Raw genomic sequence first — 19,121 nt, 5'->3', positions numbered from 1 at the left:
CTCGCTACAATAGTAATAGTCTAGTACATATGTACTAGACTATTTTTTTTATATATGACAAAAGAAATTACAAGGAGATAATTGTTTAGAAGCTAATTATTGTGACCTAATTACTTCAACTTTTTAAATTAACAATTTTCAATCATTAATTTCCTTATTTTTAATGACTTAATTAATTCTATCAATCACATATGAAAAAGCACTTAAACTTTTACATTGCCCTACTCCTAATTTTTTCAATTACTACTTTAAAATCACAAAACAATTCTAAAACAAAGGATTCTACAAAAAAGGCGACGAAAGAACTCCCTTTAGAACCAACCAGAAAAGTTAATTTTACAACAGATAAAGGAACTTGGATTTCTGTAGATGTTAGCCCAGATGGAAAAACTATTATGTTTGATATGATGGGTGACCTTTATACCATTCCTATCACTGGTGGAAAAGCTAATAGAATTACAAAAGGTATGCCTTACGATGTTCATCCACGCTACAGTCCCAACGGAAAGAGTATTTTATTTATTTCTGACAAAAGTGGTTCTGACAATCTTTGGACTATGGATTTAGCTTCAAAAGAACAGAAACAAATTACGAAAGATAAAAATAAATATCATGTATCCGCAGATTGGAGTCCAGACGGAGATTATATCATTGGCACGCGTGGCCGACGTAATATAAAACCCTTTTTAGTGCATAAGGATGGTGGTTCTGGAGCCAATTTATTAAGTAAGCAAAAATCGCAAAAATTTATTGACCCTGCATTTAGTGCAGATGGCAAACATATCTATTTTTCTAGTCGAACAGGTGCATGGAATTATAATGCTCAATTACCACAGTATCAGATTATGAGTTTTGACCGTGAGGATGCTGATACCGAAATGATAACATCTCGTTACGGATCTGCTTTTACTCCGACTCTATCTGACGATGGTAAATGGATGGTTTATGGTAGTCGTTTTGAAGAACATACAGGTTTAGTTCTTCGTAATCTTAATACTGGCGAAGAACGTTGGTTGGCTTATCCTGTGCAACGTGACGACCAAGAATCAATCGCTCCACTTGGTGTCTTACCGGCGATGGCATTTACTCCAGATAGTAAGAACTTAATTACTTCTTATGGAGGAAAAATATACAGTATTAGCATTTTAGATAAGAAAGCTGTTGAGATACCTTTTTCTGTTGATGTAGATTTAGATTTAGGGCCAATACTCAATTTTAAATATCCTATTGACGATTCGCCTGAAGCATTTGTAACGCAGATCAGAGACACTAAACCATCTCCTGATGGAAAGCATATAGCTTTTACAGCATTAAACAGGTTATATGTTATGGAATTACCTAATGGAACTCCAAAACGACTTACAGATCACAATTTTACTGAAGCCATGCCAGATTGGTCACCAGATGGAAAACAAATAGTTTTTACTACATGGAAACCTAATGGCGGACATTTATATAAGGTTAATACTACCGGAAAAGGTAAACCTACCAAACTTACAAAAGAGCGCGGTATATATTCTAATCCAGCTTGGTCGTTTAAAAGAAACCGTATTACTTTTATAAAGGGGGCCGCACAAACCTACGATGATGCAATTAATCCATTTAACGGAAGGGTTTATGAAGAACTTGCATGGATTTCTTCCGACGGTGGTTCTATTACAGTCATCGATAAATCCAAAGGCAGAACAAGACCTCATTTCACAAAAGTAAATGACCGAATTTATTTAAATCACGGTGGCAAAGGTCTAATATCAATTAGATGGGACGGAAGTGATGAAAAAGAACATCTAAAGCTAACTGGTATAAAAACTTATGGTTCATCTGATGTGTTTGGTAAGGATCATGATGAGACGGCTATGCCAACTCACGAAGACGGCTGGAGAGAAAATAATACAGCTTCTCGACCTAGTGAGATAAAAATTTCACCAAATGGCAAACTTGCCTTGGCAAAAATAAATAATGATATCTATTCGGTTTTAATTCCTATGATAGGTACAACCCCTTCAATATCGCTTGCAAAGGCCGAAAAATCGGCATTCCCTGCAAATAAATTAACAGTAATTGGTGGTGAATTCCCGGCTTGGTCTTATGATAGTAAAAAAGTACACTGGTCCTTAGGTTCAAGTCATTTTACTTATGATCTAATCAAAGGAAAAGTATTTAACGATAGCCTCGTATTGGCTAAAAAGAAGGAAAAAGAACTCAAAAACTCCGAAAAGAAAACAGATTCTATCAATACAGAAGATAAAAAAGATAAAGATAAAGTAAAGTCAATATTTAAGGCTGATGAATATAAAGTAAAGGTAAAGTACAAACGTGCAATTCCAAAAGGAATTACCTTACTAAAGGGAGGTAGAATCATTACTATGAAGGGGGGAAATATAATAGAAAACGGTGATATTCTTATAGAAAATAACCGAATTAAAAGAGTTGGTACTTCAGGAAGTTTTGATGTGCCTTCGAATGCAAAAACAATTGATATTTCAGGAAAAACTGTTACACCCGGTTTTGTAGATACACATGCACATATGTGGCCAAATTGGGGAGTTCATAAAAATCAGGTTTGGATATACTCGGCTAACCTAGCTTATGGTGTCACTACCACCAGAGACCCTCAGACTGCGACTACAGATGTATTAACATATTCAGACATGGTAGAATCTGGTATGATTCATGGACCAAGAGTCTATAGCACTGGACCTGGAGTTGGTTTTTGGGCTTATAATATACAAAGCTTAGAACATGCTAAAGACATTTTAAAACAGTATAGCGAATATTATAATACTAAAAGTATTAAAAGCTATATCGTTGGTAATCGTCAGCAAAGACAATGGTTAATTATGGCTGCTAAAGAATTAAAGCTAATGCCTACAACAGAAGGAGGTCTAGATTTTAAACAAAATATGGTAAATATGATTGACGGTAATCCTGGCCACGAACATTCGTTCCCTATTTACCCAATATTTGATGATGTTATACAAACTGCTGCGAAATCTAAAATGGCAATTACTCCAACACTTTTAGTAAGTTATGGTGGTCCTTGGGCGGAGAATTACTTCTACTCTAGAGAAAACCCATATGCAGACAAAAAGATGCAACACTTTACACCATACGCAGAACTTGCTCAAAAATCAAGACGCAGACCTGGCTGGTTTATGGATGAAGAACATGTCTTTAAAAAGCATGCTGAGTTTATGAAGGATCTCATAGAAGCAGATGGTATTGGTGGAATTGGTAGTCATGGGCAACTACAAGGCTTAGGCTTCCATTGGGAATTATGGGCTGTTGCAAGTGGAGGTATGAGCAATTATGACGCTCTGCGTTTGGCGACAATAAAAGGTTGCGAAGCGCTTGGCCTAGATAAAGATTTAGGGACTTTAGAAGTTGGGAAAATCGCTGATATTTTAATAATGAATGACAATCCAATTGATAATTTAAGACATACTAATACCCTAACTCATGTCATAAAAAATGGTATTGTTTACGACGCTAATACGTTAGACGAAATAGCACCTATTAAAAAGAAGGCTGAAAAATTTCATTGGCAAACAAAACGGCCAGAAGGATTACCTGGTGTAAAAAATTAATATAAATCTTAATCTTAAGTTAAAGCTGTTACTAATATAGTAACGGCTTTTTCTTTGCAATAAGTTATGCTTAACTTTGTATTTATTGCTTAGATATAATTTCAGGATGAAAAAAGAAAAGAAACCAGATCAAGTTGTTTTTAACACAGAGACCGAAAGATACGACGCACATCTTAAGCCTTACGCTACTAACGTTTCTGCACCAGTAATTACAACTACAGATTCTTTAGCTTGGAAAAATCGAAATATCAACAAAGTAAATAAACATGTTCAGGCTAAGTACAATGAATTAAAAGCTGAATATGAAAAAATGATAGAGCAATACGAATACAATAATCTAGTATATGCTGCAAAGTTTAGTTTTGAGCCTGTAGTTGGAGATATTTATCATTTGTATTTACGAGAAGATAACTCTACTTTCCTTTCTATTATAGCACCAGAAGAATGTAATTTTAATCATATTGGCAGTTTCTATCTTGACGCTGATGGAATTTGGCACAAGCAATAGTACCCAATTTTTAAACTTTTTTAAATTTTAGAATTTAGTTCACAAACTTGGTTTATGATGCTCTAAACTGAATTGTTTGTAACACTTCATTATTCTAAATTCTTATAATTTTATGTATTTCATCGGTTTTTTATGCTTTTTATAGATTAAAATGCAAATTAATTGATATATTAGCCTTCTAATTAATTTCATTAACCCCAAATCTGATGAAAAAAATTATACTAAGTGTAGTTACATCTACTATGCTTTTTATATCAGCATATGCACAAGAACTACTTAACAGTGATATTGATAACCTACTCAATATTCAAGGTGAAGTTACCTTTACATTTACAATCGGGAATGAAATACAATTAAAAGAGTTTTCTGAAGATTTGACTATTATTAATTTTAATGTTAGCACCAAAGAAGTTAAAGCCTGGGCAAATGAAAATCAGTTCAAAAAATTCCTAGAACTAAAAATACCTTATAAAGTCTTTAAAGCAGATAATGATATTAATCAACGATTAATGTCCAATAAAATAAGTGGATATTCTAAGAATACAAAACAAGGATATACATTAGATTTCCCTCTAAAAGCATATCCGACTTATTCTGATTATGCGTCTCAAATGCAGAACTTTGAAACTGAGCATTCAGACATCGTAAACTTTTTTAGTATTGGTTCCACAGAACAAGGAGATAAAGAAATACTATTTGTAAAAATTTCTGATAATATTTCTATAGATGAAGCTGAGCCAAAATTACTTTACACCTCATCAATGCATGGTGATGAAATAGCTGGTTTTACAATGATGCTGAATTTAATAGACTATTTAATTACCGCCTATAAAACCGAATCACACCCAGATCATAAAAGAATTTTTAAACTAATTAATGGTTCTGAAATTTGGATTAATCCTAATGCAAATCCTGACGGAACTTATCATTTAAGCAGAAATAACACCTCTGTCGCAAATGCAAGACGTGGTAATTTTAATAATATAGACTTAAATAGAAATTATCCAGACAATATAAATGGCGCACATTCAGATAATGAGAATTATCAATCTGAAACATTATTATTCATGGAATTGGCAGAAAAGCACCATTTTGTAACCGCTGCAAATTTTCATGGTGGAAGTGAATTAGTAAATTATCCTTGGGATAATACGTTTGAAAGACATGCTGATGACTCTTGGTGGAAATTAACCGCTGGAGAGTACAGAGATATCGCACAGGAAGTAGCGCCAAATGGCTACATGGACGACGAAAATAATGGAGTCACTAATGGAGCCGATTGGTACCGCATTTATGGTAGTCGCCAAGATTATATGAATCATAGCCATCAATGCAAAGAGCTAACAGTAGAATTATCGGAAATAAAAAAGCCATATGCTAATCAGCTTAACAGTTTATGGAATTACAACAAAGAAGCACTTATAAGCTATTTAGAACAAGGAACTTATGGATTTAGAGGTGTCGTTAAAGATGCAGAAACTGGCCTACCCATAAAAGGAACTACAGTAAAAGTTATTGGACATGATGCACATGGATCTTGGACTATAACTGACATTGATGGAGATTTTTACAGACCAATATATGCTGGTAAATATGACCTTATTTTCGAAGCTCCTAATTATCGTCCTATAATTTTATCTAATGAAATTATAGGAAACTATGAAACCAAAACATTAGAGAATGTTTTTATGTCCTCAATCTTATCTCCAATAGAATCCTCTATTACATCTAATACTTACAAGAGCAATTATATCTTAGAAGGTATTAAAAAGACGAACCACCAATCTGAGGCTAAAAACTCTAGAGCATGGCTAAATTTGGTAATGAATATTCAAACTTTTCGATAAAACAAATTGTTAATTAAAGTAATCTTGCTGAAAAATTTCTCTTACAACAAAGAAATAGCCTAAATCCTGCATTAGCACTTAATTTTACTTAATTGATTATCAATAACTTATATCACATAAGTGTATTTCGTCGATTATTTTTGCATTTTATAGATGTTTATTGTAAGTTTACGCCATAATTTTAGTCCCAAACTAAACTTAACCGCATTATGAAAAATATTACTCAGCCATTTCCTAGGTATGCACTTTTGGTATGTGCATTCTTATTCACAAGTTTTAGCTTCGCACAGTATTGTGCTTCTAATGGTAACAGTACAGCCGACGAATATATTGGCAGAGTACAGTTAGGAGCTACAATTGATAATTCTACTGGAGCTGGTATAACTAGCACAGGATATTCTAATTATACAGGTATTATTGGTAACGTAACACGATCAACAGCATATACAATAACAATCACTCCTACTTGGGTAGGTCCTACTTACTCAGAAGGGTATTCTGTCTGGGTAGATTACAATCAGGATGATGACTTTGCAGATCCTGGTGAACAAGTTTATACGCGAACTGCAACGACAACAACTCCCGTTTCTGGAAGCTTTACTATCCCAGTCACAGCTACTTTAGGAAACACACGTATGCGTGTAAGCATGGCATATAATACCATCCCAGCTTCTTGCGGTTCTTTTAGTTTTGGTGAGGTTGAAGATTACACACTTAATATAAGTGCTGGTGCAGCAACTCCAGAAATGAATATTCAAGGTAACGCTATATCCATCGTAGATGGTGATACAACTCCTGCTGCAGCCGATGATACTGATTTTGGCAATGTTAATACCGTTGCTGGCACATCAGCACATACATTCACAATTCAAAATCAAGGTACAGGAGATTTAAACTTAACTTCACTTGCACCTTATATAACGATTGGTGGTACCAATGCTGCAGATTTCACTTTAACAAGTATACCATCAACACCTATAGTGGCTAGTGGATCTACAACATTTCAAATTACATTTAATCCTAGTGCAGATGGATTAAGAACGGCTTTTATTTCTATTGCTAATAATGATAGTGATGAAGATCCATACAACTTTAATATACAAGGAACAGGTATAAATCCGGCTGCAGAAATGGATGTTTTTGGAAGCTCTAACGCTATAGCAGATGGTGACCTTGTACCAGACCTTGCTGATGGTACTGATTTCGGAAATGTAGATATTGCGGCTGGCACAATGGCAAATACTTTTGTTATTGAAAATAATGGTGGTGGTAATACGCTTAACTTAATTGGTGTATCACCTTATGCAATTATTGGTGGTGCAAATGCTGCAGATTTTACTGTAACAGCAGCTCCAAGTAATACAATAGCAAGTAGCGGAAGTACAAATTTTACAATTACATTTAACCCAAGTGCTATTGGTCTTAGAACTGCAACAGTAACAATAGCAAATGATGATTCTAATGAAAACCCATATAACTTTAATATACAAGGTACAGGTTTTGTACCACCACCATGTGGTATAACCGTAGTGCATACTGCAGGTTTTGAAAGTGGTTTAGATGGCTGGACTTCTGGAGGTGTTGATGCATCTAGAGTTAGTAACGCTACATGGGCTTATAATGGTAGTTATAGTTTGCGTATAAGAGATGATGATCCAACAGGATCTGCTTCATCATTTGATTCTCCTGCATTTAACTTATCGGGTTATGATAAAGTAGATTTTAAATTTTTCTTCGCACCAAATAGTATGGAATCTGTTTACACGTCACCTCCTACAAAAGACAGTTTTGAAGACTTTATGATAGAATATAGTTCTGATAATGGTGCAACTTGGACTACAGTTCAAGCTTTTGAAAGTGGACAAGTAGTTCATAAAAATGCAGATTTTGAAACCTCTAACTCTGCCATTTTTTATGGTAAAATAGTAACTCTAAAAAGTAGTGATTATTCGTTCCCAGCATCTACAATATCAAGATTTAGGGTACGTTGTGATGCTACTGAAGACGATGATCATGTTTATATAGATGATATTACGATAACTGGCACCAGTTACTGCACCCCTACTGAAGCACCAGGTGGTGTTACAGCAAATTTAGATTTATGGTTAAAAGCAGATATGGTTAACGGAATTAATGAGGCTGCAAATTCATCTTTAGTTAGCCAATGGGTGGATAACGGAAAAGGTAATAATGCAGAAGTAATGGTTAGCGGTCAAGAACCTGTTTACCAAAATAATACGGCAAGAAATTTCAATTTTAATCCAGTTATTGAATTTGAAAATGATAATAATTCTGCTAACAGAGATTTGACTTATATTATCAGTGATGGTTCTAGAGACGAATTAACAGGTACCGGAGGTTTTAATAGTACAGATATGTTTGTTGTTATTATGCCAGATCCGACAATTACTACAGGTATGATACCTTTAGATACATTTACCAGTTCTGATCCAAGTACTCCTAATATACAAACGGAAGATGTAACTGGTTTTGGATATGGAGCTTATACAAACCGATTAGCTGGCGAATTCTTTACATATTGTATTGGTGTAACTTCAGGTACATCTGGTGGTCCAGGATACGGAAAGGCCGACGCTACTGGTAGTTTTAATTATAACCAGATTAATATAATGAACATTAGAGATAATGCTACTGCAGTACCTGATCCTGAAGTAGACATGTATCTAAATGGCAATACTATTGGCAATGTATCTAACGATATACCAGATTGGTCATCAATTAATAATACAAAATTTTGGTTAGGAAGAAGTCAGTACTGGAATGGAAGTTTCGATGGTCGTATTGCAGAAGTAATTACATACTCAGCAACTAATAATGATGGAGATTTAACACAAGCCAGAAATAGAATTCAATCCTATTTGGCTATAAAATATGGTATTACACTTGGTATAAATGGTACTTCACAAGATTACGTAGATAGTACTGGTAGCGTTATTTGGGACCAATCAGCCAATTCTGGGTATAATTACGATATTGCCGGTATAGGAAGAGATGACGTGTCAGAACTTAATCAAAAACAATCTAGAAGTGTTAACAATGCTAGTGATGGTTTAGGAAGAACAGAAGGTGTGCTTACTATTGGTCTTACAGATATATATGATACAAATAGTGATAATAAAAATAGTAATCCAACCTCAATTACAAATAGAGATTTCTTAATATGGGGAAATAATGGAGCGAACTTAGAACTAGATCCACCAAGTACAATAACAGTGAACATGAGTTCGGGAGTTGCTCCTGTACTAACTTCTGAAGTAACATTTACTCGTATTTCTCGTATCTGGAAATTTGTAGAAACAGGTACCGATGTATCTACAGTAAAATTAAGTATTCCTATAGATGCTATACGCAACGTTGTCGCACCAGGAGATTACTACATGTTCATATCTGATACAGAGCTATTTGACCCCTCTGCAAATTATACTATAATGAGACCTGATGGATCTGGTAATCTAGAAACTACTTATGATTTTGACGGTACAAAATTTGTAACTTTTGGTTATGCACCAGAAGAATATTTTGAGCGTTCTGTAACTTTTGATGGATCACAAGATTATTTAGATGCAGGTGATGTTGCAGATATAGGAAGTGAATTTACAATATCAACATGGGTTAGAGCTGAAACAGCAAATAGAGATATTTTAGGTAAAAGAGATGATGGTCCATGGACTGTAGGTTATTCTTTACGTTTACAAGGTTTCGTTCCTAGACTGGTATGGAAAGATGCTGGCGGAACGTCAAGAGCTTTTAATGCTTCTATTGCCATACCACAAAATGAATGGCACCATATAGCAGTAATTTATACTGGCGGAGTCGCTACATTCTATATTGATGGTGTCGAAGATACTTCTTACACAGCTTCTGCTCCGGCAAGTGCACCTGGCGAACACTTCTTAGTTGGTGCAGTTAATCATAGAAGTCCTGTTAATTATTTTGATGGTACAATAGATGAAGTTCGTATCTGGAATACAGCAATTACAGCTCAACAATTGCGCTATGTAATGAACCAAGAAATCGAAGAGTTTACCGATAATACTGTAACAGGGAAAATAATACCTCAAAATCTAACTAAAAATGAGGTTGGTTCTATTCCATGGTCCGAATTAGAGATGTATTTACCAATGAATAGATATACTTATACTAATGTAAAGGACGAATCGGATAATAACCATATTGCAGCTATTAAAAATTTAAATACAGTAGACAGGCAAACGGCGCCTTTACCATATGTCTCAGATCAAAACGGAAATTGGACGACTAATGCAACTTGGACAAACGGAACAGAACAATATATACCTGGTTCAGCTTCAATAGTTGATGCAAATGTTACTGTAGATTGGAATATCATTAGAACATCTCATAATATTACAATGGATAATTCTACTCTACCATCTGCTAGCAATGACAACAGAAATGTTTTAGGTCTCTTGGTAGATGCTAACGAATTAACTCTTAATGGTGATAATGATACTAATACAGGAAATGGATTAACTGTATCTCACTACCTAAGTTTAACTGGAAAGATTGACTTAGAAGGAGAATCTCAATTAATACAAGAAGAAAATAGTGACCTTTTAGTTGCCGTTAGTGGTGAGTTAGAGAAAGATCAACAAGGAACACCAGACATCTATACTTACAACTATTGGGCAGCACCAGTAGGTGACATAGATGTTGCAACTAACGATTATCGCTATACAGTACAAGACATAATGTTAGATGACACAAACCCAGTGAACTTTACAAACACAGGTTATGATGGTAGTGCTTCTAGCCCAATAACAATTTCAGATTATTGGATATGGAAATATGTAAACCAAACTAGTGGAGACTATTCTTTATGGCAACATGTAAGACGCACAGGAACCCTTAATGCAGGTGAAGGGTTTACAATGAAAGGTGCAGGCACCTCACCTCTTTCTGGTGAACAAAATTATGTGTTCTTAGGTAAACCAAATAACGGAGATATAACTTTAAATATTAACGCAGGAAACGATTATTTAGTTGGTAACCCTTACGCTTCGGCAATAGATGCAGATGAGTTTATTGCAGATAATCCTAATACGTCTGGGACATTATACTTCTGGGAACATTGGGGAGGAGGCTCTCATATCTTACAAGAATATCAAGGAGGTTACGGTGTTTATACATTATCTGGTGGTGTAGCAGCTACAGCTCCAGACCCTGATGTCGCACAAGTTGGAGTTGGTACAAAAATACCAGGAAGATATATTCCTGTAAGTCAAGGTTTCTTTGTTACTGGATCTAGTAATGGCACAGTAACTTTTGAAAACGATCAACGAGTCTTCCAAAAAGAGGGTGGTTCTAGTTCTGTATTTGTTAGAAATGCTAATGCTTCCAACGGTCAAACGACTAATACGGATGATCGCATGAAATTTAGAATTGGTTTTGATGCTAATAATGATTTACGCTTACACAGACAATTGTTGTTAACTATCGATGAGAACACTACACCAGGAATAGATTGGGCTTATGATGGACGCTTAAATGAAGAGCAGACAGATGATATGTTCTGGACAATTAATGATGAGAAATTTGTAATACAAGCAAATAATGAAGCTAATGATAGAACAACATATCCGTTTGGATTAATTGTAAGTCGTGACGGTATCAATAAAATTTCAATCGATGAACTTGAAAATGTACCAAATGATATGGAAATATTTGTGCACGATATAGAGCTAGACTTTTATCACAATTTAAGATCTAATGACTATGAGATTTTCTTAAATGCAGGAGAATATTTAAATCGTTTTGAAATTACATTTACTTCGATTGTTAACTCACTTGGCGTGAATGATGAAACTCAAAATAGTTTAGAAGTCCTATACTCAAATGATATAGAAAAAATAGTTTTAATAAATCCTAACCTTATAGACATAAAATCGATTGAGCTTTTTAATATACTTGGTCAATCTGTTTATACTATTGAAAATATTTCAGAGAGCGGTTACTCTGAATATGATGTTAAGAATTTAAGTACTGGAACTTATGTAATTAAGTTATATACTGAAAGCGGTTCGGTATCAACTAAAAAAGTTTTAGTAAAATAAATTTTGCCCCAAATCTTAAATCTTAACCAAAAAAGTCCTGATTCTGTCAGGACTTTTTTTATTTGTCCAAAGATCTTATTAACAGATCTTTTTAGTTTTCACTTTAATGTTTAAACTTTTTCTGTAAGACTTAACACTTATAATTTCTAAATTTTTTTACGATTTAATTTTATTGCCTCAGCTCTAAAAGTATAAGCCGTCGAAACTTCTTTTTTAATATTTTCATTTTTAACAGAAGAATTACAAGTATCTTTTGTCTGAGCAAATGATACAGCTGTCACTAATAATAAAAAGATTATTGAGGCTAATAATTTTTTCATTCTGATTAAGGCATAAAGGTTTAACTTCAAAACAAAGAAACATAGATTAAGAGCCTTAATTCGTATTCTTAAGATGAACAAACAGATTATTAGATAAGTGGAAATTGTGAACCTAAAATACAGCTGAGATACCTAAAATCATCAAAAAAAATTAAAAATCACTACTTTTTAACGACAAAAAGCTAAAAGGGCGGATTTACAGAATTTTACAATAAAAATAGATACACTTAAAGAATATTTACCAAAGCATACTTTAAAAACAAAGCAGTAATAAACAAGTTATTTATTGTTTTAGAGTATCAAGAAGATCGGCCTTGGATAGTTTATATTGTTCTCCCGTTGTCATATTTTTTAATGTAAACTTGTCTGCGGCTAATTCCTCATCGCCAACAAGAACCACGAAAGGAATATTACGGCGATTGGCATAGTTCATTTGTTTTCCCATCTGCTTTGTGTTTTTAGCTGAATCTGGGTATAGCTCTGATCTTACACCAACTTCTCTCAACCTTGTTACTGCTTCTAAACAGGCCAACGCTTCTTTCTCACCAAAATTGATAAATAATACCTTTGTAGAATCTGATATAGTAGCAGGAAATAAATTTAACTCTTCTAAAACTAAGTATATACGATCTAGACCAAAACTAATACCTACTCCACTCGTATCTGGTTTACCAAAAATACTTGTAAGATCATCGTAGCGACCTCCTCCACCTATAGAACCCATTTTCACACCATCTGGAGCAGAAACTTCAAAGATAGCACCTGTATAATAATTTAAGCCTCTAGCCAAAGTAATGTCTAATTGAAGCATTGCTGTCTTTAAACCTAAACTTGATATCGCAGAATTGATAAACTGAAGCTCTTCAATACCTTTCAGTCCAATTTCAGAAGTACTTAAAATAGATTTTAGACTTTCTATCTGGCTGCCAAAATCACCAGTTAATGTAAATAAAGGTTGAAGTTTAGAAATCCCGTCTTCAGAAATCCCTTTACCTCGCATTTCATCTTTTACCTTCTCCTCACCTATTTTATCTAGTTTATCTAAAGCTACAGTAAAATCAATCAATTTATCTTGCGCTCCAATAACCTCAGCAATACCAGATAATATTTTACGGTTGTTTATTTTAATTGTAACACCGTCTAATTTTAAAGTAGAAAAAACAGCATCATAAAGTTGTACAAACTCGACTTCTTGAAATAAAGATTTGGACCCTACCACATCTGCATCACATTGATAAAATTCTCTAAAACGTCCTTTCTGTGGACGGTCTGCTCGCCAAACCGGTTGTATCTGGTAGCGCTTAAAAGGGAATTCTATTTCGTTTTGGTGTTGAACTACGTAACGTGCGAATGGTACAGTAAGGTCATAGCGTAGGGCTTTTTCCGAAATTCTAGATGTTATCGATGCTTCAGATTTTAATTGATACTCTTGGTCTGGTACTTTCTTTAAATATTCACCAGAATTCAAAATCTTAAAAATTAACCGATCTCCTTCATCTCCATACTTCCCCATTAAAGTTTCCGAGTTTTCAAAACTAGGTGTTTCTATGGGTTGAAAACCAAATACCTGAAACTGATCCTTAATAGTTTCCATGATATAAGAACGCTTTGCGACCTCCTCTGCATTAAAATCTCGGGTCCCTTTAGGTATACTAGGTTTTTGTGCCATAACATTTCCCTTAAAATGGGAATCTATTTTAGTGAAACTTTGTTTTCTTTCAACAACACCTCGACAAGCTAAGTGTAACTTAAGTGATTAAATGAATTTAACCACTTAAGTCACAAAAATATTATAAATTTTAAAGGTCTTAGTAAGATATTTCGTTTTTATAGTAACTTTATACTGTTTTAATAGTCTTATACTTTTATAACAACCCAACTAACTATATATAAAACTATGTTTTCACTTGCTAGAGAGAATTTTAAAATTGCTTTTGGCTCTATTAAAAGTCAACTCCTACGTACAATTTTAACGGTTTTAATTATTGCCATTGGTATTATGGCATTGGTAGGTATTCTTAGTGGTGTTTCAGCTTTAGAGAACACACTTTCTAGTAATTTCTCTTCTATGGGATCTAACACTTTTAATTTTCAACGTTATGAGTTTAGAGCACAGCGCCAAAGTAGCAGAGATAGACAGAAGATAAATCCTGTAATCAATTACAGAAATGTAAAGGATTTTGAAGATAATTATGATTTTCCATTTACAAAAGTGGCGGTTTCTTTCTATGGCACTGCATCTGCAGAAGTGAAGTTTGAAAATAAAAAAACAGATCCTGAAGTTGCCGTAATTGGCTCTAATGAACATTTTTTAGACAATTCTGGTTTAGAAGTAGAAAATGGCAGGGCTTTAAATTTCTTTGATATAGAAAATAGTAATGCTGTCTGTGTTATCGGTAGTGATTTGCAAAAGGCATTATTTCCTGAAGATAATCCTATTGACAAAACAATTAGTGTTAGAGGATCTAAATTTAAAGTTATAGGTGTTTTAAAAGAAAAGGGTTCTACATTTGGTAACAACCAAGACTTAAGAGTTATAATGCCCATACAAAAAGCGCGATCTATATTCACTAATGCTAATATAAACTACACACTTAGTGTTAAAGTTGAAAAAACTGATATGTTAGAAGGAGCACAAGAGGATGCAATTCTAACATTTAGAAACATAAGAGGTTTAAATCCTATTGAAGCTAATGATTTTGGTTTAGAACGAAGCGACGACTTATTAAATAGAGTCGCAGAAAATACTGCTGCTTTATACGTTGCAGCTTGGATTATTAGTATAATTACAATTTTTGGATCGACAATAGCATTAATGAACATTATGTTAGTTTCTGTAAGCGAACGAACAAGGGAAATAGGTGTACGAAAAGCCTTAGGTGCCAAACGTAAAACAATAGCTTTTCAATTTTTCATGGAGACCGTAATTATTGGGCAGCTTGGCGGTATATTAGGGATTATTTTAGGTATACTAATAGGTTTTGGCGTTGCCAAAGGTTTTGGTCTCGAATTTTCTACTCCATGGGTTGCAATGCTTTGGGCAACGAGTATTGCCTTTATTGTAGCAGTTATTTCTGGAGTATATCCTGCTGCAAAAGCAGCTCGTTTAGATCCTATCGAATCTTTACGTTATGAGTAAATTTCTGTATCTACAGAAATGTACTTAGCCTTTTATTAAACCTGCAAAATATTCAAAAAGTTCTCCTTTAGTAATATTTGCTCCTGTTTGAATCATTTTAAAAATATCTAAATGTTTGTCTTTAGAGTATTCTTTTTTTGCATTGAAAAACTCAAGTGAGTCGGATAATAAGTTATCACGTAACCATTGAAAACCTTCCTTTGTTGTAAAATCGACACTATCACTTTCAATTTTTAAAGCAATTAATCTCATACTATTTTCATTGCATTGAAATAAATGAATTTGTTGAGGTGAAATATGCTCTAAGTATTTTACTTTATCTAATACTCCATACCAAACCAAATCACTAAATACATCTAACTCTTGTTCTGCAGCTTCTGGTTTGTTTTCTTTAATCTCCTTCCATTCATCAGCAGTTATAGATTGGGTTGCCAAGAAATTAATAAACTCTTGGTGTAATTCTTCAAACTGCTCTTTTGTTAATCTTGCGTATTTCATCTGAATTGTAAATCGCGTTCCGCACTTAAAGCGGAATCTGTTTTTCATCTCGCTCTAGTTGCAAGATATCATTAGTCATTAATTTAATTAATAGCCTTATAAGCATCAAACGGTCTATCGGTAGCTAGTATATTAGCACCAAAGTTATACCATCTCTTATACATATCGTTTCCTCTAGCTGCAGCTTGTTTATCTAAGTTACCAAGTGTACCTAATATGCAAACTATACCTTGTTCATGTAATCTTTGATATAAAGAGGCATTAGATAAACGTGTACCTGTAAACGCTATCATATTTTCGACAGGAATATCTGTTTCTAATAATCTATCAAATTCATTATGATTTCTAGCAGAAACCGACAATAATAACTCAGGCGCTAGATTAAAAGCTGATTGTGCTTGCTCTACACTATAAGTAATAATAATACTTACATCCATAGCATCTGCTTTTTTTATAGCGTTTATGACGTCTTCTTGCTTTACGCTGCGTTTAATATCTACTGTTAAAATTACATTATTCTCTTTGCTCCAATTTAATACGTCGGTCAACAAAGGAATTCTAAAATTAGTTTCATTTCCGTAATCATCGACCAGATTATAAACCTTCAACTCATTATATGTCATATCTTTTACAGAGCCACTTCCGTTAGTTGTTCTTTCTATGGAGTTATCGTGCATTAATATTAATTGTCCATCTTTAGTTTGAGCCACATCAATCTCATATACTGCAGAGATACTATCATTTATAAATTGTAGTGTTTCTAAACAATTCTCAGGATAATTCGTTAAACCTTTTCCACCACGATGTACACTAATATTAGGATAGTCCTGTTTTGAAGCTTTAAAAATCGCAACAGGCTTGGATTTTGTTAATACAATTTCTTCTTGCTCAACTTTAGAGTCTTTACAACCAAAAAGCACTAAAATTATGATTAATAGATAAAAACGTTTCATATTTCAACCGAATAAAAAAACCGCTTAGAAGAACTAAACGGTTTTAAATTATTTATAAAAAGATTTTAAGCGTCAGCTATAACTTCGAAAGTGAAATCTACAGTTACCGATCTGTGCAATCTAATTGCTGCTTCGTACTGACCTAAACGCTTAATATTACCACCATTGATAGAAATATATTTCTTATCAACTTCGTGACCTTCTTTTCTAAGTGCTTCTGCTAAATCTATATTGGTTATAGAGCCAAATAGTTTATCACCAGCTGTTGCACCTGTTCCTGCCTTTGCAGTAATCTTTACATCTAATCCTTTTAGAGCTTCAGATGTCTTTTCGGCATCTGCAATTATAGACTTCTCTTTAAAGCTTCTTTGCTTTAAAGTTTCAGCTAATACTTTCTTTGCAGAACTAGTTGCCATTACAGCTTGTCCTTGAGGAATTAAAAAGTTTCTACCATAACCGCTCTTAACAGATACAATATCGTCTTTAAATCCTAAATTTTCAACGTCTTGTTTTAATATAAGTTCCATTGTTATGATGTTTTATTTTAATAAATCTGCTACATATGGCATTAAAGCTAAATGTCTAGCTCTCTTAACAGCCACAGATACTTTTCTTTGGTACTTTAAAGAAGTTCCTGTTAAACGTCTTGGTAACAATTTACCTTGCTCATTAACAAAACCTAATAACCAATCTGCATCTTTATAATCTACATACTTGATTCCAGATTTCTTGAAACGGCAATACTTCTTAGTTTTAGAAGTTTCTATATTTAAAGGAGTAAGATATCTAATTTCTCCGTCCTTTTTTCCTTTTGCTTGTTGTTCTATTGATGACATAATTACGCTTTTGCTTTTGCTTTAACTTTAAGTTTTTCTCTTCTTCTCTCAGCCCAAGCAATTGCATGCTTGTCTAATTTTACAGTTAAGTAACGCATAAAACGCTCATCACGTCTAAACTCGACCTCTAAAGGTTCTATTGCTTCACCAGCAACAGTGTACTGAAATAAGTGGTAAAAACCACTTTTCTTGTTTTGGATTGGGTAAGCCAACTTTTTCAAGCCCCAATTCTCTTTGGCAATCATCTTAGCTCCTTTAGAAACGAGGAAATCCTCATATTTCTTAACTGTCTCCTTTATCTGATCGTCAGATAAAACGGGATTTAAGATGAAAACAGTTTCATAATGATTCATAATAAATTATTTTGTTTATTGTTAAAACGGCTGCAAAAATAAGGATTATTTCTATTTCTAGCAAAGTTTATTTCAGCTAATGTTTTTTATAAAATGTCTTAATCGTGGCAACGTTTTTGAATACACAGTTTTAGTGAATTTAATTCTTGAAGATTTTGTTAAATTTCACACTTTATCGGTAATATTTGTTTTTTAACCGAAAATATTGTACTATTGTCGATATCTTAACCTAATAAAATATTAATGTTATGACTTTAAACTGTGTAGTTGTTGATGATTCTGCGATTCAGCGCCTCTCTATAGTAAAGTTAATCGAGAATCATTCTTCGCTTAACCTTATTGCAGAGTACAGCAGTGCCTTAGAAACAAAGAACGGTCTTAACACCCATAAAGTAGATCTTATCTTCCTAGATATAGAGATGCCGGTGTTAAACGGTTTTGAACTTTTAGATGTACTCAACAACAAACCCCAAATTATTTTTGTTACTGGTAAAACCGAATATGCTTTTAAAGCATTTAATTACGACGCTACCGACTATCTTCAAAAACCAATCACAAAAGAACGTTTTAATACTGCCGTAGAAAAAGCTATTGAGCAGCATAAATTAAAATTAGACTTTAACGAGACTGATGGCGAGCATATCTTTGTGAAAAGTAATCTTAAAAAACGTAAAGTTTATATTAAGGATATTAAATGGATCGAAGCTCTTGGCGATTATGTAAAAGTCGTAACAGAAGAAAACAGCCTAGTAGTATTATCTACTATGAAAGCTTTTGAGAAGGAACTACCAGAAGGAAAGTTTTTACGAATTCACAAATCTTATATTGTGAACTTAGATAAAATTGACCGCTTTAACAGTAAGAATGTTGAAGTTGGTGCTTATGAGATTCCATTGAGTCGTAATAAAAAGACCCAATTGGTAGATGCTTTAAATAATATGTAGAATTTTACTCCTATAATTATTGCAGAATATCTCAATGCACATTG

13 protein-coding genes are annotated in these 19,121 nt (G+C 33.7%); 6 read left to right on the top strand and 7 right to left on the bottom strand.

The genetic code is table 11. The features are described 5' to 3' along the window. Positions 1-191: 191 nt before the first annotated feature. The 4 genes from ACFWU4_RS09750 (at position 192) to ACFWU4_RS09735 (ending at position 12,034) form a co-directional block, all read left to right on the top strand. Positions 192-3,587 carry an amidohydrolase family protein gene (locus tag ACFWU4_RS09750; RefSeq protein ID WP_411127317.1) on the top strand — a complete coding sequence of 1,132 codons (3,396 nt, stop codon included), beginning with the start codon at positions 192-194 and terminating at the stop codon, positions 3,585-3,587. Positions 3,588-3,693: 106 nt separating this feature from the next. Beyond that, positions 3,694-4,095, top strand: coding sequence for a DUF2452 domain-containing protein (locus tag ACFWU4_RS09745; protein WP_411127315.1), 402 nt, complete (start codon positions 3,694-3,696; stop codon positions 4,093-4,095). A 206-nt stretch (positions 4,096-4,301) separates the two neighbouring features. Continuing rightward, the gene (locus tag ACFWU4_RS09740; protein WP_411127313.1) at positions 4,302-5,942 is read left to right on the top strand and encodes a M14 family zinc carboxypeptidase; all 1,641 of its coding nucleotides are present in this window, start codon (positions 4,302-4,304) and stop codon (positions 5,940-5,942) included. Positions 5,943-6,151: 209 nt separating this feature from the next. Continuing rightward, a complete protein-coding gene (locus ACFWU4_RS09735; RefSeq protein ID WP_411127311.1) occupies positions 6,152-12,034 on the top strand; it encodes a choice-of-anchor D domain-containing protein in 5,883 nt (1,960 codons plus the stop codon). Positions 12,035-12,180: 146 nt separating this feature from the next. On the opposite strand, the gene ACFWU4_RS09730 is transcribed toward ACFWU4_RS09735, so the two are convergent. Further along, positions 12,181-12,354, bottom strand: coding sequence for a hypothetical protein (locus ACFWU4_RS09730; RefSeq protein ID WP_411127310.1), 174 nt, complete (start codon positions 12,352-12,354; stop codon positions 12,181-12,183). A 283-nt stretch (positions 12,355-12,637) separates the two neighbouring features. Continuing rightward, positions 12,638-14,023: a histidine--tRNA ligase gene (hisS, locus tag ACFWU4_RS09725; RefSeq protein ID WP_411127308.1), complete on the bottom strand. Its 1,386-nt coding sequence runs from the start codon at positions 14,021-14,023 to the stop codon at positions 12,638-12,640. Between the two features lie 228 nt (positions 14,024-14,251). Here hisS and ACFWU4_RS09720 point away from each other — a divergent pair, with 228 nt between their 5' ends. After that, entirely contained in the window at positions 14,252-15,493 is a 1,242-nt protein-coding gene (locus ACFWU4_RS09720; RefSeq protein WP_411127306.1) for an ABC transporter permease, read from the top strand. Positions 15,494-15,517: 24 nt separating this feature from the next. Here ACFWU4_RS09720 and ACFWU4_RS09715 read toward each other — a convergent pair whose 3' ends face one another. The 5 genes from ACFWU4_RS09715 to rpsF all read right to left on the bottom strand — a co-directional run bounded on the left by ACFWU4_RS09715 (position 15,518) and on the right by rpsF (position 18,133). Further along, a complete protein-coding gene (locus ACFWU4_RS09715; protein WP_411127842.1) occupies positions 15,518-15,991 on the bottom strand; it encodes a DUF6495 family protein in 474 nt (157 codons plus the stop codon). Positions 15,992-16,074: 83 nt separating this feature from the next. Further along, the gene (locus ACFWU4_RS09710; RefSeq protein ID WP_411127304.1) at positions 16,075-16,944 is read right to left on the bottom strand and encodes a glycerophosphodiester phosphodiesterase family protein; all 870 of its coding nucleotides are present in this window, start codon (positions 16,942-16,944) and stop codon (positions 16,075-16,077) included. Positions 16,945-17,009: 65 nt separating this feature from the next. Then, complete coding sequence (gene rplI, locus ACFWU4_RS09705) at positions 17,010-17,471, bottom strand: 50S ribosomal protein L9 (RefSeq protein WP_411127303.1); 462 nt, start codon at positions 17,469-17,471, stop codon at positions 17,010-17,012. Between the two features lie 12 nt (positions 17,472-17,483). Then, complete coding sequence (rpsR, locus tag ACFWU4_RS09700) at positions 17,484-17,783, bottom strand: 30S ribosomal protein S18 (protein WP_172837628.1); 300 nt, start codon at positions 17,781-17,783, stop codon at positions 17,484-17,486. After that, positions 17,783-18,133 (bottom strand): 30S ribosomal protein S6, encoded by a 351-nt coding sequence (gene rpsF / locus ACFWU4_RS09695; RefSeq protein ID WP_411127301.1) that lies wholly within the window; start codon positions 18,131-18,133, stop codon positions 17,783-17,785. The genes rpsR and rpsF overlap by 1 nt, the downstream gene beginning before the upstream one ends. A 248-nt stretch (positions 18,134-18,381) precedes the next feature. Here rpsF and ACFWU4_RS09690 point away from each other — a divergent pair, with 248 nt between their 5' ends. Then, on the top strand, positions 18,382-19,077 hold the full coding sequence (locus tag ACFWU4_RS09690; protein WP_076620930.1) for a LytR/AlgR family response regulator transcription factor: 696 nt from the start codon (positions 18,382-18,384) through the stop codon (positions 19,075-19,077). The last annotated feature ends 44 nt before the right edge of the window (positions 19,078-19,121 follow it).

The sequence above is a fragment of the Winogradskyella sp. PE311 genome, from assembly GCF_046545555.1.
In the GTDB taxonomy this organism is placed as follows: domain Bacteria; phylum Bacteroidota; class Bacteroidia; order Flavobacteriales; family Flavobacteriaceae; genus Winogradskyella.
This window is presented reverse-complemented; position numbering and strand designations above follow the sequence as displayed.

What these genes read in the sequence shown, in the direction of transcription:
- ACFWU4_RS09750 (WP_411127317.1), top strand. Translation starts at nt 192, where the DNA reads ATGAAAAAGCACTTAAACTTTTACATTGCCCTACTCCTAATTTTTTCA.
- ACFWU4_RS09745 (WP_411127315.1), top strand. Translation starts at nt 3,694, where the DNA reads ATGAAAAAAGAAAAGAAACCAGATCAAGTTGTTTTTAACACAGAGACC.
- ACFWU4_RS09740 (WP_411127313.1), top strand. Translation starts at nt 4,302, where the DNA reads ATGAAAAAAATTATACTAAGTGTAGTTACATCTACTATGCTTTTTATA.
- ACFWU4_RS09735 (WP_411127311.1), top strand. Translation starts at nt 6,152, where the DNA reads ATGAAAAATATTACTCAGCCATTTCCTAGGTATGCACTTTTGGTATGT.
- ACFWU4_RS09730 (WP_411127310.1), bottom strand. Translation starts at nt 12,354, where the DNA reads ATGAAAAAATTATTAGCCTCAATAATCTTTTTATTATTAGTGACAGCT.
- hisS (WP_411127308.1), bottom strand. Translation starts at nt 14,023, where the DNA reads ATGGCACAAAAACCTAGTATACCTAAAGGGACCCGAGATTTTAATGCA.
- ACFWU4_RS09720 (WP_411127306.1), top strand. Translation starts at nt 14,252, where the DNA reads ATGTTTTCACTTGCTAGAGAGAATTTTAAAATTGCTTTTGGCTCTATT.
- ACFWU4_RS09715 (WP_411127842.1), bottom strand. Translation starts at nt 15,991, where the DNA reads ATGAAATACGCAAGATTAACAAAAGAGCAGTTTGAAGAATTACACCAA.
- ACFWU4_RS09710 (WP_411127304.1), bottom strand. Translation starts at nt 16,944, where the DNA reads ATGAAACGTTTTTATCTATTAATCATAATTTTAGTGCTTTTTGGTTGT.
- rplI (WP_411127303.1), bottom strand. Translation starts at nt 17,471, where the DNA reads ATGGAACTTATATTAAAACAAGACGTTGAAAATTTAGGATTTAAAGAC.
- rpsF (WP_411127301.1), bottom strand. Translation starts at nt 18,133, where the DNA reads ATGAATCATTATGAAACTGTTTTCATCTTAAATCCCGTTTTATCTGAC.
- ACFWU4_RS09690 (WP_076620930.1), top strand. Translation starts at nt 18,382, where the DNA reads ATGACTTTAAACTGTGTAGTTGTTGATGATTCTGCGATTCAGCGCCTC.